We start from the raw sequence: 20924 nt of genomic DNA, 5'->3' as shown, positions 1-20924 counted from the left end.
GGGAGAAGGAGGGAGGCCTGCGGCCCGCGGGCCGCAGGGCCTCCTCAGCCCCGCGTCAGGACCAGGCCGCTGGTCGGCACCCCTGTCCCCGCGGTGACCAGCACGTTCTCGACCCCGCCCACCTGGTTGACCGACGTGCCCCTGATCTGGCGGACGGCCTCGGCGATGCCGTTCATCCCGTGGATGTAGGCCTCGCCGAGCTGGCCGCCGTGCGGGTTGACCGGCAGCCTGCCGCCGAGCTCGATGCCGCCGTCCTTGACGTAGTCCTTCGCCTCTCCCCTGCCGCAGAAGCCGAGCTCCTCCAGCTGGTTGAGGACGAAGGGCGTGAAGTGGTCGTACAGGATGGCGGTCTGGATGTCGGAGGGCGACAGTCCCGACATCTCCCACAGCCTCGTCCCGACCACCGACATCTCGGGCAGGCCCGCCATGTCGTCACGGTAGTAGCTGGTCATCATCATCTGTCCCGCGCCCGAGCCCTGGGCCGCCGCGGCGATCACCGCAGGGGACCTGAGCAGGTCACGCGCGCGCTCGGCCGTGGTGACGACCAGCGCCACCCCGCCGTCGCTCTCCTGGCAGCAGTCGAGCAGGTGCAGCGGCTCCGCGATCCAGCGTGACGCCTGGTGCTCCTCCAGCGTGATCGGCCTGCCGTGGAACCACGCGGCGGGGTTGGTGGCGGCGTGCCTGCGCATCGCCACCGCTACCCTGCCGAAGTCCTCGGAGGTGGCCCCCGAGACGTGCATGTATCTGCGGGCGAACATCGCCACCCAGGCCGCGGGGGTCATCAGCCCGTACGGCACGTGCCAGCTCATCTCGAGCCCCTGGGAGGACGGCTCGCCGCCCACCCGCGCGTCGGGCTGGCCGAACCTGCGTCCCGAGCGCTCGTTGAAGGCCCGGTAGCAGACCACGGTCCGCGCCGCCCCTGTGGCGACCGCCATGGCCGCGTGCATCACCGTGCCGCAGGCGGCGCCCCCGCCGTAGTGGACGCGGGAGAAGAAGGTGAGGTCGCCGATGCCCACCTCACGGGCGACGGCGATCTCCTGGTTGGTGTCCTGGGTGTAGGTGACCATGCCGTCCACGTCGGAGGGGGTCAGGCCCGCGTCGTCGAGGGCGGCGAGCACCGCCTCCGCGGCCAGCCGCAGCTCCGAGCGTCCCGACTCCTTGCTGAACTCCGTGGCGCCGATCCCGGCGATCGCGGCCTCGGACCTCATGGCGCCGCCGTGCCGTCGCCGGGGGCGGGCAGGCGGAAGGCCACGGTGGCGGTGGCGTGGTCGCCGAGGCTGACCTTGCCGCGCACCTCCACGGTGTACTCCCCCTCCTCGCAGTCCACGACCGCGCCGGTGAAGGTCAGCCGGTCGCCCGCGTAGGCGGGGACCCCGAGCTTGACGTTGATCCGCTTGATCACGGCCTCGGGCCCGATCCAGTCGGTGACGTACCGCTCGACCAGCCCCATCGTGGTGAGGATGTTGAGGAAGATGTCCTTGGAGCCCTGGGCTCTGGCGCCCTCGACGTCGTGGTGGACGGGGGTGAAGTCCATGGTCGCCAGCGCCGTGGAGACGATCAATGTAGGAGTGAGATCGATCGAGAGCTCAGGGAGCACCGTACCGATCTCGACCTGTCCTTCGGTCAGCGTACGCATCACGGCTCCCGCGGTGCCCACAGGGGAAGGGTCAGTTCGTCGTCCATCGAGCTGTACGTCACGCGCAACTCCATACCGATACCCACGTCCTCGACGGGACAGTCCACGATGTTGCCCACAATCCGCACCCCTTCCGGCAGTTCCACCACAGCCACCACAAAAGGCGTCTCTCTCCCCGGAACGGGCGGGTGGTGGTGCACCACGAAGCTGTAGAGCGTGCCGAGCCCACTGGCGACCACATGGTCGCGGTTGGCCGATCGGCATGTGGGGCAGAGCGGACCCGGCGGGTGCCGAAGCTCGCCGCAGTCGCCACAGCGCTGGATACGCAGCTCGCCCTTTTTCACGCCCTCCCAGAAGAAGGCGGTGTCCTGATTTACCGCCGGTTTCAGCGGATACGGCTTCTTCCGCTCCTTGGGCCGGAATTTCAGGACTCTGAAGAGCATCTCGGCGACCGGGTCGTCCTCCGAGTACCAGGTGACGGTCCAGGTGGCGAAGTAGCCCTCGCCGAGGGCCGTGCTCTTCGGGCCCTTCAGGTCGGAGAAGCGGGTGGCTGCGGTGACCCGCTCCCCCACGCGCAGCGGCCGATGGTAGGTGTGGTCGCAGTTGGTGGCGACGACGCCGGTGAAGCCCGCGTCGTTGAGCGCGGTCATGACCTCGTCCACAGGGGACGGCTGGCGGGGCCCGAGCCCCTGCATCGTCCAGACCTGCGCCATCGCGGGCGGCGCGACGCCGTCGGCCAGGTAGGCGGGGTTGGCGTCGCCCATCGCGGCGAGCCAGTGCCTGATCATGGGCTCGTTCACGGGGTCGGCGGCGGGAGCCCCTCGCACCTCGCCGAGGGCGGCCTGCTTGGCGGCGAGCTCCATGAGCTCCTCGTGCGCGCCCGTCTCGCCGCGCTCGTGGGCGCTCATCGCGGCGGCCTCGGCAGCGACAGGCCCAGCATGGCGATGAGCTCGCGCTGCACCTCGTTGACCCCGCCGCCGAAGGTGAGCACGACCGCGCCCTTCACGCCGTGGTCCACGCGCTCCATCAGCTCGGCCGTCTCGGGATCGGCGGGGTCGCCGTACCTGGCCAGGACGTCGCAGACGAGCCTGCCGATCTCCTGCATCCGCTCGGAGCCGTAGACCTTGGTGGCGGAGGCGTCGGGCGCGCCCAGCCAGCCGAGGTCCATGTTGGCCGCGACCTGCCAGTTCAGCAGCTCGTTCGTGCGGTAGTAGGTATAGACCCTGGCCAGCGCCCTGCGCACGTCGGGCTCGGCGAGCAGCCCCTTGGCGCGCGCCCACGACAGGAACCGGTCGTAGGTCTGGGCGAGGTTGCCCGCGGGGCCGAGCGTGACGCGTTCGTGGTTGAGCTGGTTGACGATGAGGTCCCAGCCCTTGTCCACCTCGCCGACCACCATGTCCTCGGGAACCCTGACGTCCTGGTAGTAGGTGGCGTTGGTGTGGTGGCGGCCGTCCATGGTGACGATCGGCGTCCACGAGAAGCCGGGGTCGGCGCAGTCCACGATCATCATCGTGATGCCCTTGTGCTTCTTGGCCTCGGGGTTGGTGCGGGCGGCCAGCCAGATGTACTGGGAGTAGTGCGCGCCGCTGGTGAAGATCTTCTGGCCGTTGACGATGTAGTGGTCGCCGTCCTTGACCGCCGTCGTGCGCAGCGAGGCCAGGTCGGTGCCCGCCTCGGGCTCGCTGTAGCCGATGGCGAAGTGGCACTCGCCGGCCAGGATGCGGGGCAGGAAGAAGTCCTTCTGCTTGCGCGTGCCGTACTGCATCAGCGTGGGGCCGACGGTCTGCAGCGTGATGATCGGGTACGGCACGCCCGCGCGCGCGATCTCGTTGGCGAAGATCTGCTGCTCCAGCGGGCCGTAGCCGCCTCCGCCGTACTCCTTGGGCCAGCCGAGCCCCAGCTTGCCGTCACGGCCGAGCCTGCGGCAGTGCTCCATGTAGGCGTCACCGAAGGGATCCTCGGCGATCTTCCTGCGGTCCTCGGGGGTGAGGCAGGCGCGGAAGTACTCGCGCAGCTCGTCGCGGAGCCCGCGCTGTTCGGGGGTCAGGTCGATCAGCATCAGAGGTGCGCTCCGATCAGGTCGAGCTGGGCGTCGGCGCCGCCGAGGAGATGGGTCAGGTGCTTGGCCTGGGCGAAGTAGCGGTGCAGGGGATAGGTCACGTCGAGGCCTAGCCCGCCGTGCAGGTGCTGGCAGGTGAACAGCGCCTTGAACGCCTCGCACACGTGGAACCCTGCGATGGCCACGTCGTCGCGGTCCATGCCCCACGCGGCCGACCACATCGCGACGTCGAGGGCGCGCGAGGCGATGTAGACGTCGGCGATCTGCATGGTGACGGCCTGGAACTCGGCCAGCGGGCGGCCGAACTGCCTGCGGGTCCTGATGTAGTCGGTGGTCAGCCTGAGCGCTCCGGACAGGACACCGCCGGCCTGGGCGGCGATGGCGACGGTGACGATCAGCCGCAGGTCGTCGCCGGGCCCCGCGAGGCGCTCGCCGCCCCTGTCGCGGACCGTCCCCGAGGGCTCGCCCGTGGAGGTGAACTCGGGGGTCACCTCGAAGTCGTCGGTCAGGAACACGCCCTCGTCCGTGGCGTAGAGGACGTGCGTGGCCTGTTGCGCGTAGGGGGCGCTCATGCCCTTGACCGCGACGGTGGGCAGGCCGTCGACCTGCCTGCCGTACCGGGCGAGGGCGAGGGAGGCGGCCAGGACCGGCAGTGCGGGCACGGCGGCGGCGACGGCACCCACCTCGCGCAGGACGACGGCCATCTCCACCGCGCCGAGTCCCTCCTCCGGCGTGCAGATGCCCGCCAGGCCCGCCTGCTCCATGGCCGGCCACTCGGGGTTCTTCGCCAGCAGGTCGGCGGTGAGGGTACGCAGGTCCTGTTGGGTCTCGTCCAGGGTGAAATCCACTCAGCTCTCCAGTAGGTGCGTGCGGCCGTGCCGGGCGAACTCTTCCTCGATCACGTCGATGTCCTCGCCTGTCAGCCTGGTGAACGCCGAGCCGGGGCGGAACCAGACGGGGTCGGAGGTGCGCCAGGCCTGTCCGGCCAGGACGCGTTTGACTACCTTGTGGGAGGCGGTCTGCGGCAGCTCCCCGCAGATCCGGATGTATCGGGGTACGGCCTTGGCGCCGAGCGCCTTGGTGAACGCGGCGAAGGCCCCGGGGTCGAACGGGCGGTCCATGACGAGCGCCGCCATCACCTGGTCGCCCGCCGCCGCGTCGGGCACCGGGTAGACCGCCGCCTCGACCACCCCGGGGAACTCCCTCAACGCCGACTCGATCGGCGCGACCGCCAGGTTCTCGCCGTCCACGCGCAGGCGCTCGGTACCCCTGCCCGCGAAGAACACGAACCCCTGCGCGTCGGCGTAGGCCAGGTCGCCCGACCAGTAGGCGCCCTGTCTGACCCGCTCGGCGTCGGCCGCGGGGTCGTTGTAGTAGCCCTCGAACAGGCCGACGCCCCTGACGTTGACCAGCTCGCCGATCGCCTCGTCCGGGTTGGAGGGCCTGCCGTCGACGACGGTCGCGGGCGCGCAGCGCTCGCCCGTCGCCGGGTTCCTGATCTCGATCCCCTCGGGGAGCCTGCCGAGGGAGCCGCTGGGCCCCGAGGGGTCGGGGGTGATCGACAGGGCCGTCTCCGTGGAGCCGAACGCGTCGATCACGTGACAGCCGAACCGCTCACCGAAGCGTCTGATGGCGGTCGCGCTGCCCTCGTTCCCGAAAGCGATCTTCAGCGGGTTGTCGGCGTCGTCGGGACGCGCGGGCGTGGCCAGGACGTAGGACAGTGCCTTGCCGACATAGTGCAGGTAGGTGCAGCCATGGCGGCGCACGTCGGGCAGCAGGCCCGAGGCCGAGAACCGCCTGCGCAGGGCGAGCGTCGCGCCCGAGGCCACCGCGGGAGCGAGGGCGGCCATGATCGCGCCCGAGTGGAAGAGCGGCATCGAGCAGTAGACGACGTCGTCGGGGGTGAGCATCGCGGCGAGGCTGACACCGGGAACCGCGATCTTCCGCTGCGTGATCCGCACCGCTCTCGGCCTCCCCGAGGTGCCCGAGGTGAAGATCAGCATCACCAGCTCGTCCGGCGCTCCATGGGGACCCAGGTCGCCACCGGCGGACGGCTCGCCGAGGCCGGTCATGCGGAGCGAGGGAAGGGGCAGCGCCTGGGCGAGGTGCTCGTAGGGCTCGTCCCACAGGAGGAGGTCCACGTCGGTGGCGACGGCGTCGTTCTCCAACTCCTCGGCCGATCTGGTCGGGTTGAGCGCGACCACCACGGGGCCGCCGAGCGCCGCGGCCCCGATGAGGAAGACCAGGTCGGGGACGTTGTCGCACAGGACGCCCACGTGCCTGACCCCTGCCAGGCGCCTGGCATGGGCACGGCAGCGGGCGACGACCTCGCGCCACGTCCACGCGGAGTCCTCGAAGAGCAGGCCCTGACGGTCGTCGTCGGCTCGTCGTTCGAGCAGGGCGGCGAGCGTGTCCTCGGTCATCCGGCCTCCCACCAAGCGCTCGGTCAACCGCTCCGCAAACTAGAACAGATTCTAGTGTCTGTCCAGTGGCAGGCCACGAGACGGCTGGACGAACGCCGGGTTCATCAGGGCCGGTCTGTGACTCATAAGTAACAAGCGGGGCCGACGAGACTTCGGATAACGTGTTCTCATGCGCCCTCCGCATGCGACGATCTCCGCGCATGACAACCAGCCCGACGCCGGCGCCCGCACCAGGAGCCAGCGCCAGCGCCGCAAGCGCATCGTCCAGGCCGCCGCCGCGCTCGCCTCGCGGGGCGGGGTCGAGGCGATGCAGATGCGCACGGTCGCCGAGCGGGCGGGCGTCGCCCTCGGCACGCTCTACCGCTACTTCCCCTCCAAGATGGACTTGGTCGTCGCGGTGGTCGGCGAGGAGATCGACCTGCTGGAGAGCAGCATCGAGCGGCGTCCTCCGAGCGCCACGACCGCCCCTGGGCGGGCGGTCGACGTCCTCATGCGGGCCACCAGGGGGCTGATGCGCGAGCCCGAGCTCGCCGACGCCCTCATCAGGTCGCTGATCCTCGCCGAGGTCGAGACCCCGTTCGGCGACAGGATGGCCGAGCTGCTGCTGCGGGTGGCGGGCGGCCCCGACGCCCCTGAGGAGCACCTGGTGCTGACCGGGCTGCTGTCGAGCGTGTGGGTGCAGGAACTGCTGGAGATGCTGCGGGGGCGACGCACCCACGAGCAGATCCAGCGGCGCATCGAGATCGCCGCGACGCGGCTGCTGTCCGACTTCTGACGGCGGGGGCTCACGCCCTGCCCGCGAAGGTGCGGCGGTAGGCGTGCGGCGAGACGCCGAGCACCGCGTGCAGGTGCTGGCGAAGGGAGGCGGCGGTGCCGAAGCCCGCGCGCTCGGCCACCTGGTCCACCGGCAGGTCGCTCGACTCCAGCAGGTGCCTGGCCAGCTCCACGCGCTGCCCGATGAGCCACTGGCCGGGGCTCATGCCGACCTCCTCCCTGAAGCGCCTGGTGAAGGTGCGCCTGCTCATCCGCGCGTGACCGGCCAGGTCGTCCAGCAGGAGCGGCTCGTGCAGCCGGGCCAGCGCCCACTGCCTGGCGTCCGCCGTGCCTGACGAGGCAGGTTCGGGCACCGGACGCTCGATGTACTGGGCCTGGCCACCGTCGCGCCACGGCGGCACCACGCACCGCCTGGCCACCTGGTTGGCGACCTGGCTGCCGTGGTCGCGCCTGATGAGATGCAGGATCAGATCGACGCCCGCGGCGGCGCCCGCCGAGGTGAGCACGTCGCCGTCGTCCACGAACAGCACCTCCGGAGCGACCCTGACCTCGGGGAAGTGCCGCTGGAACTCCTCGGCGTGCGCCCAGTGCGTGGTCGCGGGACGGCCGTCGAGCAAACCCGTGGCGGCCAGGACGGAGGCGGCCAGGCAGATCGAGACCATGCGGGCGCCCTGGCGAATCGTCGAGAGCGCCTCGATCAGCGCCGGCGGCAGGTCGGCCGGCCCCCTGACGTCGCCGAACCACTCGGCGGCGGGCAGGACCACGGTGTCGGCCGTGGCCAGGACGCCCGCGTCGTGCTCGACCGCGATCGAGAAGTCGGCGTCCGTCCGCACGGGCCCGCCGTCGAGCGAGCAGGTGATCACCTCGTAGCGCCCTCTCGCCGTGCCGAAGATGCGCGAGGCGAGGCTGAGTTCGAACGGGATGACGCCGTCGAGCGCCAGGACGACCACACGGTGCATGGCCCAATCCTTACACATCTTGGCCAATGGGCCACTTGGCCCCGCCCCTGGCAGGCGACAGGGTGGAAGGCATGAGAGCAATCAGTCAAGACGTTCTGGGCGGACCCGAGGTCCTCAAGGAGATCGAGCTGCCGCGCCCCGAGCCGGGGCCGACCGAGGTGCTGGTGCGCGTGCACGCGGCGGGGCTCAATCCGACCGACTGGAAGCACCGCGCCAACGGCGGCTTCCTCGGGAAGCCTCCGTTCGTGCTGGGCTGGGACGTCTCCGGCGTCGTCGAGGAGGTCGGCTCCGGCGTCAGCCTCTACGAGCCGGGCGACGAGGTCTTCGGGATGCTGCGCTATCCGTTCGGGCACGGCGCCTTCGCCGAGTACGTCACCGCGCCGTCCAGGACCTTCGTCCCCAAGCCCGCCGGCGTCGACCACGTCCAGGCGGGCGCGCTGCCGCTGGCCGCGCTGACGGCGTGGCAGGCGTTGGTCGACACCGCCGGCGTGCGGTCGGGCCAGCGGGTGCTCGTGCACGCCGCCGCGGGCGGCGTCGGTCACCTCGCCGTCCAGATCGCCAAGGCGCGCGGCGCCCATGTCATCGGTACGGCCAGCGCCGCCAAGCACGACTTCCTGCGCTCGCTGGGCGCCGACGAGCTGATCGACTACCGGACCGAGGACTTCACCGCGCTGAGAGACGTCGACGTGGTGCTCGACACGATCGGCGGTGACTACGGCCCCCGCTCGCTGGAGACGCTGCGGCCAGGCGGCTCTCTCGTCTCGATCGTCCTGTCGCGCGTGGACGAGGAGCTCGCCGCCAAGGCGCTCGGCCTGCGGGCGCGGGTGCGCAACATGCTGGTCGAGCCCGACCACGCCGCCATGAAGGCCATCGCCGCGCTGGTCACGGCGGACAGGTTGAGAGCGGAGATCGCGGCGGTGCTGCCCCTGGAGGAGGCGGCCAAGGCGCACGCGCTCGGCGAGACGAACAGGACGACCGGCAAGATCGTCCTGGAAGTCGGGCCTTCCACGGCAAAGTAGAACGCGTTACTGTTTGCCTCCAGAGCATCATTCTGGAGGCTGCTGTGACCACACCGGTGATCGTCGAGGCCGTCAGGACCCCGATCGGCAAGCGTGGCGGCTGGCTGTCGGGGCTGAAGCCCCAGCAGGTGCTCGCCACGGCGCTGAACGGGCTGATCTCCCGGTCGGGGATCGACCCCAACCTGGTGGAGCAGGTGTTCGCCGGGTGCGTGACACAGGCGGGCGAGCAGGGCGGCCACGTCGGACGGCACGCGTGGCTGTACGCGGGCCTGCCGTACCGGACGGGGGTCACCACGATCGACGCGCAGTGCGGGTCGTCGCAGCAGGCCGTGCACCTGGCGGCGGCGATGATCCAGGCGGGGGTGATCGAGGTGGGCGTCGCCTGCGGGGTCGAGGTGATGAGCAGGGCGCCCCTCGGCAGCAACGTGTTACCGGCCAAGCCCCGGCCCGACGACTGGTCGATCGATCTGCCCGACCAGTTCACCGCCGCGGAGCGGATCGCCGGGCGGCGCGGGCTGACCAGGCAGCGGCTCGACTGGTTCGGCGCCAGGTCGCAGCGGCTGGCCGCCAAGGCGTGGGCCGACGGCAGGTTCGCCAGGGAGATCGTGCCCGTGGGCGAGGTCTCCAGGGACCAGGGACTGCGCGAGACCACGGAGGAGAGCCTGTCGGCGCTCAAGCCGGTGCTCGGCGAGAACGGGTTGCACACCGCGGGAACCTCGTCGCAGATCTCCGACGGCGCGGCTGCGGTGCTGCTGATGAGCGAGTCGGCGGCCAGACGGCACGGCCTGCGGCCGAGGGCCCGCATCCTCGCGCAGACGCTGGTGGGCTCGGAGCCCTACTACCACCTGGACGGCCCCGTGGACGCCACGGCCGCGGTCCTGCGGCGGGCGGGCATGACGATGGGCGATCTCGACAGGTTCGAGGTGAACGAGGCCTTCGCCGCGGTCGTGCTGTCGTGGGCCTCGGCGCACGAGCCCGACATGGACAGGGTGAACGTCAACGGGGGCGCGATCGCGCTCGGGCACCCCGTCGGGGCCACGGGAGCCCGCCTCGTCACGACGGCGCTGCACGAACTGGAGCGGGCGGACCTGTCGACCGCGCTGGTGACGATGTGCGCGGGCGGCGCCCTGGCCACCGCCACCATCCTGGAGCGCGCGCTGTGACCTCGCGCGTGCCGTACGCCGGTCAGAGCCCGCGTGATCTGGGCGGCGGGGTGCGCAGCGTGCCCGTCCCGATCCCCGGCAGCCCGCTCGGCTACACGCTGGTCTACGCCATCGACTCGCCAGGGGGGCCGCTGCTCGTGGACGCCGGGTGGAACCATCCCGACGCCTGGCAGGCGCTGAGCGCGGGCCTGTCCGAGCTGGGCACGGACGTCTCCGCCGTCAGAGGCGTGGTCGTCACCCACTTCCACCCCGACCACGCGGGCCTGGCGGGGCGGGTGCGCGAGGAGTCCGGCGCGTGGATCGCGATGCACGAGGAGGACGCGCGGCTGGTCAAGCTCATGCGCGGCTTCGGCGAGCGGGCGCACCGCGACTTCCAGTCCGAGATGCTGCGCCGCGCGGGCGCCCCCTCCCTGACCCTGGAGGACGGCGCGCGGCCCGAGCCGCCCGCCCAGCCCGACCTGGAGCTGCGCGACGGCGATCTGATCGACCTTCCTGGGCGCACGCTGCGCGCGATCCACACGCCCGGCCACACCCCTGGCCACGTGTGCCTGTTCCTCGAGGACGCCGCCCGACTGTTCACCGGCGACCACGTGCTCCCCGACATCACACCCCATATCGGGATCTATCCGTACGACAGGGATGACATCGACCCGCTCGACGACTTCCTCACGTCCCTGGACAAGGTCGCCGCCCTGGGCCGCACCGAGGCGCTGCCCGCCCACGAACGGATCTTCGACGACACCGCCGCCCGCGCCGCCGAGATCCGCGCCCACCACGAGGACAAGCTCGTACGGCTGGCCGCCCTGCTCACCGAGCCCCTCACCATCTGGGAGGCCGCGGCCCTGATGAGGTGGAACCGGTCATGGGAGGACCTCTCCCCCATGCTCAGAGGCATGGCGGCGGGCGAGGCCGCGGCCCATCTGCGCGCCCTCGAGGCTCGTGGCCTGATCCGGCGGCTTCCAGAGGTCGATCCCGTGCGCTTCGTGGCCGTAGACTCCTAGACATCCGATGTCTAGGGGGATTACGTGGCGGTCACGGACGCGGCCATCGACAAGATCAAGCAGATGATCCTCTCGGGCGAGCTCTCCCCGGGCGACAGGCTGCCCAAGGAGGCCGACCTGGCCGAACGCCTCGGTCTCTCGCGCAACTCGCTGCGCGAGGCCGTGCGGGCGCTGGCCCTCATCAACGTCCTCGACGTACGGCAGGGCGACGGCACCTACGTCACCAGCCTCGAGCCCAGGCTCCTGCTCGACACGATGTCCTTCGTGCTCGACCTGCACCGCGACGACACCGTGATCCAGTTCTTCGAGGTGCGCCGCATACTCGAACCCGCCGCCACGGCGATGGCCGCGACCGCGATGAGCGACGACGACGTCGCTGAGCTGAAGGCGGTCCTCGACTCCCTGCCCTCCGAGCCGACGATCGAGGAGCTGGTGGCCAACGACCTCACCTTCCACCAGCGCATCGCCCAGGGAGCGGGCAACGCCGTCCTGTGCTCGTTCATCGAGAGCCTGTCGGGCCCGACGACCCGGGCGCGCATCTGGCGCGGACTGACACAGGAGGGCGCGATGGAGAAGACCCAGGAGCAGCACACGGCGATCTACGAGGCGATCGCCTCGCGGCAGCCCGAGGTGGCCCGCTCGTGGGCCATCGTCCACGTGGCGGGCGTCGAGGCCTGGCTGAGGAAGGCCCTCTGAGCGCTCGTCGGGCGAGAACCAGCGGACCGGCAGATATCGGACTGCGGGACTGTCCCCGTTGTGGCAGGTTGATGTCGTGCTGATCCGTGACATCGACCCCGACCAGGCGCTGCTTGACCTGCAGCGCGCCGCCTACGCCGTGGAGGCGGAGCTCATCGGCGACGACCGCATCCCGCCCCTGCACGAGTCGCTCGACGAGTTGCTCGCCGAACCTCTGCGCTGGAGGGGCGTCTTCGACGACGACGGCACGTGCGTGGGCGCCGTGGCCTGGGCGGAGACGCCCGAGGAGATCGACATCGACCGCCTGGTCGTGCACCCCCGAGCCCATCGCAGGGGAATCGGCAGGGCGCTGGTGGCCGAGCTGCTCGGCAGGGCGGCGGGCAGGCACGTGATCGTCTCCACCGGCCGCGACAACGGCCCCGCGAGGACGCTCTACGAGAAGCTGGGCTTCACCAAGGTCGAGGACGTCGAGGTGATCCCAGGACTGTGGACAACAAGGTACGAGATTTACGGGTAGTACCCCGGATGTGGCCGACAAGCTGGAGAGCTACCGAGGCAAGAGAGACCCTTCCAGGACCCCTGAGCCGGTCCCCGACCAGCCGCCCGAGCCCAGGGGCGACGACACGTTCGTGATCCAGGAGCACCACGCCAGGTCGCTGCACTGGGACCTGCGCCTCGAGCGTGACGGTGTGCTCGCCTCGTGGGCGATCCCCAAGGGGCTGCCCGAGGATCCCGCGATCAACCACCTGGCGGTGCACACCGAGGACCACCCGATGGAGTACGCGACGTTCGAGGGCGAGATCCCGCGCGGCGAGTACGGCGGCGGCGCGATGACCATCTGGGACCGCGGCACCTACGAGACGGAGAAGTGGTCCGACCGCGAGGTGAAGGTGGTCCTGCACGGCGAGCGGGCGCAGGGCAGGTTCGTGCTGTTCCAGACGCGCGGCAAGAACTGGATGATCCATCGCATGGATCCCCGCCTCAGGGACCCGCTGCCCGAGCTCGCCCCGATGACGCCCGTCACCAGGACCAGGGTCCCGAAGAACGCCGACGGCTACTCCTTCGAGTTCGCGTGGGGCGGACGCAGGACGCTGGTCCCGATCGAGGGGGGCCGCACCACCGTGCCGCTGCTCAGACCGCTGGCCGAACGGTTGGGCAGCAGGACGGCGGTGCTCGACGGCGAGATCGTCACCATGTCGGACGCCGAGATCTTCATCGCCTACGACCTGCTCTACGACGAGGGCAGATCGCTGGTCGCCGAGCCGTACCTGCGCAGGAGGGCGGCGCTGGAGGCGCTGGAGATCGCCGGCCCCCGCTGGCAGACCGCGCCCGCGTGGCGGGGTCAGCCCCAGCCGGTACGGCAGGCCGCACGCGACCAGGGCCTGCCAGGAGTGGTGGGCAAGCTGATCGACTCGCCCTACGAGGAGGGCGAGTCGAGGTCCTGGATCTTCGTGCCCTCGTCCTGACCTTCGCCCGGCAGGGCGGCGCCCAGCCGGGGGGTCAGGCCCCCTTCCCTAGCCGCGTGCCCGTTCAGCCCGGCGGCCGGACCAGGCCCTCCGACGTCAGCTCCGTCCACACCTCCTCGGGCACCGGCCGCGCCGCGAGAGCGGCGTTGCGCCTCACCTCGCCGGCGTTGCGGGAGCCCAGCACGACCGACGACACGGCGGGGTGCCGAAGGGGGAACGCGATCGCCGCCTGGGGCAGGCTCACGCCGTACCGCGCGCACACCGCGGCGATCTTCCTCGCCCGATCCACCAGGCTCGCCGAGGCGGGGGCGTAGTCGAAGGTGCCGCCTGGCTCGTCGGTCGCCAGCATGCCGCTGTTGAAGACCCCGGCCGCGATCACCCGCACCTCTCGGGCGGCGCACTCCTCCAGCAGGGGCAGGCCCGACTGGTCGAGCAGCGTGTAGCGCCCCGCCAGCATGACGACGTCGATGTCGGTCTCCCTGACGAACCTCAGCGGCAGCTGCCACTGGTTCATCCCGAGCCCGATCGCCCGCACCACTCCCTCGTCGCGCAGGGCGGCCAGCGCCGGGTAGGCCTCGGTCAGGGCCTGCTCGGCGTGGTCGTCGGGGTCGTGGACGAGGGCGAGGTCGATCGAGGGCAGGCCGAGCCGTACGAGCGAGTCGTCGAGAGAGCGGCGCACTCCCGAGGCGGAGAAGTCCCACTTCCTGTGCAGGTCGGTGGTGACGGCGAACCCCTCGGTGTCGGGCGCGGGCTCACCCCGCTCCAGCACCCTGCCGACCTTGGTCGACAACACGTAGCCCGACCGTCCGGCCAGGGCCGAGCCGAGGCGGCGCTCGGACAGGCCCAGGCCGTAGTGCGGAGCGGTGTCGAACAGGCGCACCCCCGCCTGCCACGCGGCCTCGACGGCGTCGACGGCCTCCTGGTCGCTCACGGGGCTGAACAGGTTGCCGATGGGCGCGCCGCCGAAGCCGAGTGCGGGCAGCGCGAGGCTCATGCCATCTCCCAGACCAGCGCGAGCCCGCCGGAGTCCTTGTCGAAGTCGCCGTCGAGCAGGCGGTTCATCCGGGCCTGCCACGCCTGGTCGGCGGGGTGGTCCTTCATCGCCGCCTGCAGGGCCGCGTAGTCGTCGACCTCCACGAAGTGGAACAGGTCGAGACCGTCCCTCCAGATCCGCCAGGAGTGGACGCCGTTCTCGCGCATGGCCTGCTCGAGCTCGGCGGGCACGGTGGCGTGCTCCCTGTCGTAGATCTCCTCGCAGCCCGCCCTGAGCCTGGTGCGGAGCGCCAGCCGCTGCATCTCAGTCCTGCGCCTTTCCGCCGGCCACCCGGCTGATCATGAGCGCCACCAGGATGATCACACCGTAGACGAGCTGCTTCCACTCGCCCGGCACGCCCTTCAGCGTGAGGATGTTCTCCACCAGGCCGATCACCAGCACGCCGGTGAGGGCGCCGAAGATCGTGCCCTTGCCGCCGTCCATGCTGACGCCGCCGATGACCGCCGCGGCGAACACCATGAAGATCCAGCCCACGCCCTGGTTGGCGCTGATGCCGCCCAGGCGTCCGGTCTCCAGGATGCCCGCGAGCGCGGCGAGGGCGCCGCCGATGATGAACACCGTCCACACCACGCGCTCGACGCGGATGCCCGCCGCACGAGCGGCGTCGGCGTTGCCGCCGATGGCGTACAGCGAGCGCCCCACACGGAAGTAGCCGAGCGTCACGATGCCGACCGCGAACAGCACGCCCGCGATCCAGATGGCGGCGGGCAGGCCGAGCCAGGTGGCGCTGCCCAGGTAGAGCAGGGACTCGGGCAGCTCGAACAGGCTCTTGCCGCCGGTCAGGCCCAGGTGCAGGCCGTGCACGACGATCAGCATGGCCAGCGTCACGACGAACGCCGACAGCTGGAACTTCAGGATCAGGAAGCCGTTGAACGCCCCGATCGCCGCGCCGATGAGCAGGCAGATCGGGATCGCCAGCAGCCCCATGCCGCCCGAGGCGGCGGGGATCAGCAGCACCGTGATCGCCGGCGCCATGCCGACCGTCGACTCCAGCGACAGGTCGAACTTGCCGGCGATCAGGATCAGCGCCTCGGCCAGCACGACCAGCGCGAGCGCCGACTGCTGCTGGAGCACGTTGGTCAGGTTGCCTGGGGTGAGGAACACCGGATCGACGAAGGCGCCCACGACCAGCAGCAGGACGATCACCGGTACCAGCGTCAGGTCCCTGAACCTGGTCAGCCTCAGCCTGGGCCCCGCCGCGCTCACCGCGGTGGGCGCGGACGGGGTGGTCGATGTGGTCACTGTTCGATACCTTCCATCACGGCCACGAGCTCGTGGTCACTCCAGCCACGCGGCACGTCCTTCACGACCCTGCCGTGGAACATCACCAGCACCCTGTCGCAGACGCGCAGGTCGTCCAGTTCGTCGGAGACCAGGACGGCTCCCGCTCCCCTCTCGACGGCGTCCTCGACGGCGCCGAGCAGCGACTGCTTGGCCTTGACGTCCACCCCGGCGGTCGGGTTGATCACCACCAGCGCCTTGGGGTCGTCGGCCAGCGCTCTGGCCAGCACGACCTTCTGCGCGTTTCCTCCCGACAGGTCGCCGACGGGCTGGTCGGGCCCCTCGGTCTTGATGTCGAGATCCTTGATCATCTCTACGGCCCGCGCGCGCCTGCTCGCAGGGGACACGAAACCGAACCTGCCGAGCTTGTGCGCGATCGGGATCGTGGCGTTCTCCGCGATCGACAGCAGCGGGACGAAGCCCTCGTGGTGACGGTCCTGCGGCACGAAGCCGAGCCCCGCCTTCAGCGCGGACGGCACGTCCTTGATCGGGGTGCCGTTCACGCTCACCACGCCCTTGTCGGGCCTGCGCAGGCCCACCAGCGTCTCGGCCAGCCCGACCTTGCCGCTGCTGCCCGAGCCCGCCAGGCCGACGATCTCGCCGGAGCGCACGGTGAGGTCGACCGCCTCGTAGCGGCCGGTCAGCGACAGGCCCTTCGCGGCGAGCACGACGCCGGCGCCCGCCGTACGGGATCGGTAGGTGTAGGTGGCGGTGGCCTCGCCTGTCATCGCGGAGACCAGCTCGTCGTGCGGCAGGTCGTCGACCTCCGCGGTCCTGATGTGCCTGGCGTCGCGGAAGACGGACACGCTCTGGCAGATCTCGTAGACCTCGTCGAGGTGGTGCGAGATGAACATCATCGTGACGCCCTGCTCGCGCAGCGCGCGCATCCGCTGGAAGAGCCGCTCGATGGCGGGGCCGTCGAGCTGGGCGGTGGGCTCGTCGAGGATGATGAACGTCGCGCCGAAGGAGAGGGCGCGGGCGATCTCGACGAGCTGGCGCTGCTCGACGCCGAGGTCGCCGGCGAGCACGTCGGCGTCGATGTCGACCTGGTAGGTCTCCAGCACCTCGCGGGCGCGGGAGCGCAACGCCTTCCACTTGATCGGGCCGCCGGTGGTCTGCCTGTTGAGGAAGAGGTTCTCCGCGACGGACAGCTCGGGGATGATCGTCGACTTCTGGTAGACGCAGGCGACCCGGCGGCGCCAGGCGTCCCTGTCGGCGAGAGCGGGCGCCGCCTCTCCCGAGAACAGCACCTCGCCCTCGTCGGGACGCTGGAGCCCGGTCAGGATCGACACAAGCGTGGACTTGCCCGCGCCGTTCCTGCCGACGAGGGCGTGGGTGTCGCCCTCTTTGATGGAGATGCCGGCTCCGTTGAGCGCCACGGTCGGGCCGAAGCGCTTCACGATGTTCCGGGCTTCAACGTGATTTTTCATTACTTGACCTGGTTACCCCAGAGATTCGGGTCGTCCACATTCTCCTTGGTCACCAGCGGCGCCGGAAGCTGGTCCTCGAGACCGTTCGGCAGCTGGATGATCGTGGAGTCGTGGTCGGTCGGGCCCGGCTTGAAGGTCTTGCCCTCCGCGGCGGCCTTGGCGTAGTAGAGCGCGTACTTGGCGTACAGGTCGGCCGGCTGGGAGACCGTGGCGTCGATCTCGCCCTTGCGGATCGCCTCGAACTCCTGCGGGATGCCGTCGTTGGACACCACGAAGACGTGCTTGGCGTCCTCAGGGGCGACCAGCATGTTCTTGGCCTTCAGCACCTGCAGCGTCGGGGCCAGGTGGACCCCGCCCGCATGCATGTAGATGCCCTTGACGTCGGGGTTCTGCTCCAGACGGGTCTGCAGCATCGAGGCGGCCTTGCCGCCGTCCCACTCGGTCGGCTCCTCGAAGACGGTGATCCCGGGGAACTTGGTCTTCATGCACTCGCGGAAGGCCTCGGCCCGGTCACGGCCGTTGACCGACGACAGCGCGCCCATCAGCTCGACGACCTTGCCCTTGCCGCCCAGCTTCTCGCCGAGGAACTCGCAGGCCTTGGTGCCGTACGCGCGGTTGTCGGCGCGCACGACCATGTAGACCTTGCCCTTGTCGGGCCTGGTGTCCACGGTCACGACCGGGATCTTCTTGTTCTCCAGCTGCTGGAGCGTGGAGGCGATCGCGCCGGTGTCCTGCGGGGCCATGACCATGACCTTGGCGCCCTGGCTGACCAGGGCCTGCGTGTTTGCCACCAGCTTGGCGACGTCGTTCTGCGAGTTGGTCGAGTTCATCAGGTCGACCTTGAGCTCGGTCGCCATCTGCGGGATGTACTTGATGTAGGAGTTCCAGAAGTCGGAGTCGGCCCGCGGGTGGTCGATACCGATCTTTCCGCCGGTCGCGCCGCTCGCGGCGGCGCTCGGGCTGCTGCCGCTCTCTGTGGAGCCGCACGCGGTGATGAGAGCCAGAAGGGCCGCGCTCGCGACCACGGGGCCGAACTTCATGATTTCGCCTCTTTTTGGGGGGTGGATTCCTAGTTACTCGGACGCAGGCGCAGACCCTGCATGCCGCCGTCGACGGCGAGTGACGTACCGGTGGTGGCGCCCGCCTCGGGCCCCGCCAGATAGCTGATGGCCGCCGCCACCTCCTGCGCCGAGACCAGGCGGCCCATCGGCTGGCGGGCGTTGAGCGCCGCGCGCTCGGCCTCGGGGTCGTCGGCCGCGTCGAGGAGCCTGCCGACCCATGGAGTGTCGGCGGTGCCGGGGTTGACGCAGTTGACCCTGATGCCCTCGCGGACGTGGTCGGCCGCCATCGCCAGCGTCAGCGACAGGACCGCGCCCTTGGTGGCGCTGTACAGGGCCCTGTTGGGCAGTCCCGCGGTGGCCGCGATGGAGCAGGTGTTCACGATCGAGGCGTGCTCCGACTGCCTGAGGTACGGCAGCGCCGCCCTCGACACCCTCACCACACCGAGGACGTTGACGTCGTAGACCCGCCGCCACTCCTCGTCGGGGTTGGCCTCGATCGTGCCCTGGGCGCCGATGCCGGCGTTGTTCACCAGGACGTCGAGCCCGCCGAGGCGTTCGACGGCCTCGGTGACGGCCGTACGGACCTGGTCGTCGTCCGTGACGTCGGCCTTGACGCCGACGAACGGCTCGCCTGGCGGGTTGACGTCCAGGCAGGCGACCTGCCAACCGCGCGCGGCGAACGCCTCCGCGGTGGCCAGTCCGATGCCGGACCCGCCGCCGGTGACCAGAGCTCTGATGACGGTCATGAGTTCCTCCAGACCTCTCCGTCGGGGAAGGAATGGGCGGCGATCGACTCGGGACGCATCTCCGCGCTGAAGCCCGGCCTGCTCGGGGCTACGTAGCGGCCCTGCTCGATCACCACGGGGTCGACGAAGTGCTCGTGGAGATGGTCCACGTACTCGATGACCCTGCCGTCCATCGTTCCCGTGACCGCGACGAAGTCGAACATGGACAGGTGCTGGACCAGCTCGCAGAGGCCGACGCCGCCCGCGTGCGGACAGACGGGCACGCCGAACCTGGCGGCCAGCAGCAGGATCGCGATGTTCTCGTTGACGCCGCCGACCCTGGCGGAGTCGAGCTGCAGGTACGACAGCGAGCCCGCCTGGAGCATCTGCTTGAAGATCATGCGGTTCTGCACGTGCTCGCCGGTGGCCACCTTGATCGGGGCGATGGCCCTGGCGATCGTGGCGTGCCCGAGCACGTCGTCGGGGCTGGTCGGCTCCTCCACCCAGTGGGGGCCGAACTCCGACAGCGCGTGGATCCAGCGGATGGCGGCGCCGACGTCCCAGCGCTGGTTGGCGTCGATCGCGATGGGGAAGTCGGGGCCGCAGACCTCTCGGGCGACCTTGAAGCGGCGGACGTCGTCCTCGAGGTCGGCGCCGACCTTGAGCTTGATCTGGGTGAAGCCGTCGTCGAGCGCCTCCTTGCACAGGCGGCGCAGCTTGTCGTCGTCGTAGCCGAGCCAGCCGGGCGAGGTGGTGTAGGCGGGGTAGCCGCTCTCCTTCAGCCTGGCGATGCGCTCGGCCTTGCCGACGGCGCCCCTGCGCAGGATGGCCAGCGCCTCGTCACGGGTCAGCGCGTCGCTCAGGTAGCTGAAGTCGACCAGCTCGACGATCTCCTCGGGGGACATCTCGCCCAGCAGCAGCCACAGCGGCTTGCCCTCGCGCTTGGCCTTGAGGTCCCAGAGGGCGTTGACCACGGCGGAGACCGCCATGTGCATGACGCCCTTCTCGGGGCCGAGCCAGCGAAGCTGGGAGTCCCAGACCATCTCCTTGTACAGAGCGCCGAGGTCCTCGGCGTCCCTGCCGATCACGTACGGCTCCAGCGCCTTGATCGCGGCGGTCTGCACGTCGTTGCCGCGCCCGATCGTGAAGGCGAAGCCGTGCCCCTCGAAGCCGTCGTCGGTCCTGAGCACGACGTAGGCGGCGGAGTAGTCGGGGTCGGGGTTCATCGCGTCGGAGCCGTCGAGCTCCAGCGAGGTGGGGAAGCGGATGTCGTGGGTCTCCACCGCCACGATGCGGTAGTCGCTCATGCCTGACCCACCGTCTGGCGCTGGCGCCCGAGGCCGTCGATCTCCAGCTCGATCACGTCGCCGCTCTTGAGGTACGGCTGTCCCGGCAGGCCCAGCGCCACGCCCGCGGGCGTGCCCGTGTTGATGACGTCACCGGGCTCCAGGACCATGAACCTGCTCAGGTAGCGGACGACCTCGGCCACGTCGAAGATCATGTTCTTGCTGTTGCCGTTCTGGCGGAGCTCTCCGTTGACCCACAGCCGCATGCCGAGGTCCTGCGGATCGCCGACCTCGTCGGCGGTGACCAGCCAGGGGCCCAGCGGGTTGAAGGTCTCGCACGACTTGCCCTTGTCCCACTGGCCGCCGCGCTCGAGCTGGAACTCCCGCTCCGAGACGTCGTTGGAGATCGCGTAACCGGCGATCTTCGTCAGCGCCTCCTCCCTCGACTCCAGGTAGCGGCAGGTCTCGCCGATGACCACGGCGAGCTCGACCTCCCAGTCGGTCTTCACGCTGTCACGTGGGATCAGGACCTCGTCGTCGGGCCCAATCACCGTGTTGGGCGCCTTCATGAAGACGACGGGCTCGGTGGGCGGGGTCGCGCCCGTCTCCGCCGCGTGGTCGCTGTAGTTGAGGCCAATGCACACGATCTTGCCGGGCCTGGCGATCGGCGGGCCGACCCGCAGGCCCTCGGCGTCGATCGCGGGCAGGTCGCCGCGCTCCAGCGCGTCGCGGACGCGCGCCACTCCCCCTGAAGCGAGGAAGGCCCCGTCGATCTCGGGCTCTCCGATGTCGTACAGGTTTCCTGCGGCGTCCATCACCGCCGGGCGCTCCTGACCGACATGTCCTACTCGCAGCAGCTTCACACCGCATCCCTCGGCTATACATCGGATG

Annotated in this window: 22 protein-coding genes; 7 read left to right on the top strand and 15 right to left on the bottom strand. The window is 70.4% G+C overall.

All coding sequences use genetic code 11. The annotated features are described in order from the left end of the window. Positions 1–44: 44 nt before the first annotated feature. The 6 genes from ABFX55_RS43595 to ABFX55_RS43570 are packed head-to-tail and all read right to left on the bottom strand — an operon-like array spanning position 45 to position 6118. Entirely contained in the window at positions 45–1208 is a 1164-nt protein-coding gene (locus ABFX55_RS43595; protein WP_346129496.1) for a lipid-transfer protein, read from the bottom strand. After that, the gene (locus tag ABFX55_RS43590) at positions 1205–1636 is read right to left on the bottom strand and encodes a MaoC family dehydratase (RefSeq protein ID WP_346129494.1); all 432 of its coding nucleotides are present in this window, start codon (positions 1634–1636) and stop codon (positions 1205–1207) included. Before ABFX55_RS43590 ends, ABFX55_RS43595 begins: the two co-directional genes overlap by 4 nt. Beyond that, entirely contained in the window at positions 1636–2544 is a 909-nt protein-coding gene (locus ABFX55_RS43585; RefSeq protein ID WP_346129493.1) for a bifunctional MaoC family dehydratase N-terminal/OB-fold nucleic acid binding domain-containing protein, read from the bottom strand. Before ABFX55_RS43585 ends, ABFX55_RS43590 begins: the two co-directional genes overlap by 1 nt. Then, on the bottom strand, positions 2541–3695 hold the full coding sequence (locus tag ABFX55_RS43580; RefSeq protein ID WP_346129491.1) for an acyl-CoA dehydrogenase family protein: 1155 nt from the start codon (positions 3693–3695) through the stop codon (positions 2541–2543). Before ABFX55_RS43580 ends, ABFX55_RS43585 begins: the two co-directional genes overlap by 4 nt. Further along, a complete protein-coding gene (locus ABFX55_RS43575) occupies positions 3695–4543 on the bottom strand; it encodes an acyl-CoA dehydrogenase family protein (RefSeq protein WP_346129489.1) in 849 nt (282 codons plus the stop codon). The genes ABFX55_RS43580 and ABFX55_RS43575 overlap by 1 nt, the downstream gene beginning before the upstream one ends. Then, a complete protein-coding gene (locus tag ABFX55_RS43570; RefSeq protein ID WP_346129487.1) occupies positions 4544–6118 on the bottom strand; it encodes an AMP-binding protein in 1575 nt (524 codons plus the stop codon). Positions 6119–6287: 169 nt separating this feature from the next. Here ABFX55_RS43570 and ABFX55_RS43565 point away from each other — a divergent pair, with 169 nt between their 5' ends. Further along, complete coding sequence (locus ABFX55_RS43565) at positions 6288–6893, top strand: TetR family transcriptional regulator (protein WP_346129485.1); 606 nt, start codon at positions 6288–6290, stop codon at positions 6891–6893. A gap of 10 nt (positions 6894–6903) precedes the next feature. Here ABFX55_RS43565 and ABFX55_RS43560 read toward each other — a convergent pair whose 3' ends face one another. Continuing rightward, positions 6904–7851, bottom strand: a complete 948-nt coding sequence (locus tag ABFX55_RS43560) for a GlxA family transcriptional regulator (RefSeq protein WP_346129483.1) — start codon at positions 7849–7851, stop codon at positions 6904–6906. A 71-nt stretch (positions 7852–7922) separates the two neighbouring features. On the opposite strand from ABFX55_RS43560, the gene ABFX55_RS43555 reads away from it, so the two are divergent. The 6 genes from ABFX55_RS43555 to ABFX55_RS43530 all read left to right on the top strand — a co-directional run bounded on the left by ABFX55_RS43555 (position 7923) and on the right by ABFX55_RS43530 (position 13196). Then, complete coding sequence (locus tag ABFX55_RS43555) at positions 7923–8870, top strand: NADP-dependent oxidoreductase (protein ID WP_346129482.1); 948 nt, start codon at positions 7923–7925, stop codon at positions 8868–8870. 44 nt (positions 8871–8914) lie between these two features. Continuing rightward, the gene (locus ABFX55_RS43550) at positions 8915–10033 is read left to right on the top strand and encodes a steroid 3-ketoacyl-CoA thiolase (RefSeq protein ID WP_346129480.1); all 1119 of its coding nucleotides are present in this window, start codon (positions 8915–8917) and stop codon (positions 10031–10033) included. Further along, on the top strand, positions 10030–11034 hold the full coding sequence (locus ABFX55_RS43545) for an MBL fold metallo-hydrolase (RefSeq protein ID WP_346129478.1): 1005 nt from the start codon (positions 10030–10032) through the stop codon (positions 11032–11034). The genes ABFX55_RS43550 and ABFX55_RS43545 overlap by 4 nt, the downstream gene beginning before the upstream one ends. A 24-nt stretch (positions 11035–11058) precedes the next feature. Further along, positions 11059–11730, top strand: a complete 672-nt coding sequence (locus tag ABFX55_RS43540; protein ID WP_183656057.1) for a FadR/GntR family transcriptional regulator — start codon at positions 11059–11061, stop codon at positions 11728–11730. A gap of 76 nt (positions 11731–11806) precedes the next feature. Next, entirely contained in the window at positions 11807–12247 is a 441-nt protein-coding gene (locus tag ABFX55_RS43535) for a GNAT family N-acetyltransferase (RefSeq protein ID WP_346129476.1), read from the top strand. A 10-nt stretch (positions 12248–12257) separates the two neighbouring features. Further along, entirely contained in the window at positions 12258–13196 is a 939-nt protein-coding gene (locus tag ABFX55_RS43530; protein ID WP_346129474.1) for a DNA polymerase ligase N-terminal domain-containing protein, read from the top strand. Between the two features lie 64 nt (positions 13197–13260). On the opposite strand, the gene ABFX55_RS43525 is transcribed toward ABFX55_RS43530, so the two are convergent. Genes ABFX55_RS43525 through ABFX55_RS43490 form a run of 8 tightly spaced genes read right to left on the bottom strand, consistent with a single transcriptional unit; the run spans position 13261 to position 20896 of the window. Further along, entirely contained in the window at positions 13261–14190 is a 930-nt protein-coding gene (locus ABFX55_RS43525; protein ID WP_346129472.1) for an aldo/keto reductase, read from the bottom strand. Next, a complete protein-coding gene (locus ABFX55_RS43520) occupies positions 14187–14492 on the bottom strand; it encodes an L-rhamnose mutarotase (protein WP_346129470.1) in 306 nt (101 codons plus the stop codon). The genes ABFX55_RS43525 and ABFX55_RS43520 overlap by 4 nt, the downstream gene beginning before the upstream one ends. Before the next feature lies 1 nt (position 14493). Further along, positions 14494–15492, bottom strand: coding sequence for an ABC transporter permease (locus ABFX55_RS43515; protein WP_312895826.1), 999 nt, complete (start codon positions 15490–15492; stop codon positions 14494–14496). Further along, positions 15489–16931 carry a sugar ABC transporter ATP-binding protein gene (locus ABFX55_RS43510; RefSeq protein WP_346129468.1) on the bottom strand — a complete coding sequence of 481 codons (1443 nt, stop codon included), beginning with the start codon at positions 16929–16931 and terminating at the stop codon, positions 15489–15491. The genes ABFX55_RS43515 and ABFX55_RS43510 overlap by 4 nt, the downstream gene beginning before the upstream one ends. Before the next feature lie 29 nt (positions 16932–16960). After that, entirely contained in the window at positions 16961–18001 is a 1041-nt protein-coding gene (locus ABFX55_RS43505; protein WP_183656045.1) for a sugar ABC transporter substrate-binding protein, read from the bottom strand. 29 nt (positions 18002–18030) lie between these two features. Then, positions 18031–18768: an SDR family NAD(P)-dependent oxidoreductase gene (locus ABFX55_RS43500; RefSeq protein WP_346129466.1), complete on the bottom strand. Its 738-nt coding sequence runs from the start codon at positions 18766–18768 to the stop codon at positions 18031–18033. Beyond that, on the bottom strand, positions 18765–20054 hold the full coding sequence (locus ABFX55_RS43495; RefSeq protein WP_346129464.1) for an L-fuconate dehydratase: 1290 nt from the start codon (positions 20052–20054) through the stop codon (positions 18765–18767). Before ABFX55_RS43495 ends, ABFX55_RS43500 begins: the two co-directional genes overlap by 4 nt. After that, complete coding sequence (locus tag ABFX55_RS43490; protein WP_346129462.1) at positions 20051–20896, bottom strand: fumarylacetoacetate hydrolase family protein; 846 nt, start codon at positions 20894–20896, stop codon at positions 20051–20053. The genes ABFX55_RS43495 and ABFX55_RS43490 overlap by 4 nt, the downstream gene beginning before the upstream one ends. Positions 20897–20924: the final 28 nt, after the last annotated feature.

Source organism: Nonomuraea roseola (genome assembly GCF_039535395.1).
Classification (GTDB): domain Bacteria; phylum Actinomycetota; class Actinomycetes; order Streptosporangiales; family Streptosporangiaceae; genus Nonomuraea; species Nonomuraea roseola.
Note: the sequence above shows the minus strand (reverse complement) of the source record. Positions and strands in the feature narration are given on the sequence as shown.

What these genes read in the sequence shown, in the direction of transcription:
- ABFX55_RS43595 (WP_346129496.1), bottom strand. Translation starts at nt 1,208, where the DNA reads ATGAGGTCCGAGGCCGCGATCGCCGGGATCGGCGCCACGGAGTTCAGC.
- ABFX55_RS43590 (WP_346129494.1), bottom strand. Translation starts at nt 1,636, where the DNA reads ATGCGTACGCTGACCGAAGGACAGGTCGAGATCGGTACGGTGCTCCCT.
- ABFX55_RS43585 (WP_346129493.1), bottom strand. Translation starts at nt 2,544, where the DNA reads ATGAGCGCCCACGAGCGCGGCGAGACGGGCGCGCACGAGGAGCTCATG.
- ABFX55_RS43580 (WP_346129491.1), bottom strand. Translation starts at nt 3,695, where the DNA reads ATGCTGATCGACCTGACCCCCGAACAGCGCGGGCTCCGCGACGAGCTG.
- ABFX55_RS43570 (WP_346129487.1), bottom strand. Translation starts at nt 6,118, where the DNA reads ATGACCGAGGACACGCTCGCCGCCCTGCTCGAACGACGAGCCGACGAC.
- ABFX55_RS43565 (WP_346129485.1), top strand. Translation starts at nt 6,288, where the DNA reads ATGCGCCCTCCGCATGCGACGATCTCCGCGCATGACAACCAGCCCGAC.
- ABFX55_RS43560 (WP_346129483.1), bottom strand. Translation starts at nt 7,851, where the DNA reads ATGCACCGTGTGGTCGTCCTGGCGCTCGACGGCGTCATCCCGTTCGAA.
- ABFX55_RS43555 (WP_346129482.1), top strand. Translation starts at nt 7,923, where the DNA reads ATGAGAGCAATCAGTCAAGACGTTCTGGGCGGACCCGAGGTCCTCAAG.
- ABFX55_RS43525 (WP_346129472.1), bottom strand. Translation starts at nt 14,190, where the DNA reads ATGAGCCTCGCGCTGCCCGCACTCGGCTTCGGCGGCGCGCCCATCGGC.
- ABFX55_RS43520 (WP_346129470.1), bottom strand. Translation starts at nt 14,492, where the DNA reads ATGCAGCGGCTGGCGCTCCGCACCAGGCTCAGGGCGGGCTGCGAGGAG.
- ABFX55_RS43505 (WP_183656045.1), bottom strand. Translation starts at nt 18,001, where the DNA reads ATGAAGTTCGGCCCCGTGGTCGCGAGCGCGGCCCTTCTGGCTCTCATC.
- ABFX55_RS43500 (WP_346129466.1), bottom strand. Translation starts at nt 18,768, where the DNA reads ATGACCGTCATCAGAGCTCTGGTCACCGGCGGCGGGTCCGGCATCGGA.
- ABFX55_RS43495 (WP_346129464.1), bottom strand. Translation starts at nt 20,054, where the DNA reads ATGAGCGACTACCGCATCGTGGCGGTGGAGACCCACGACATCCGCTTC.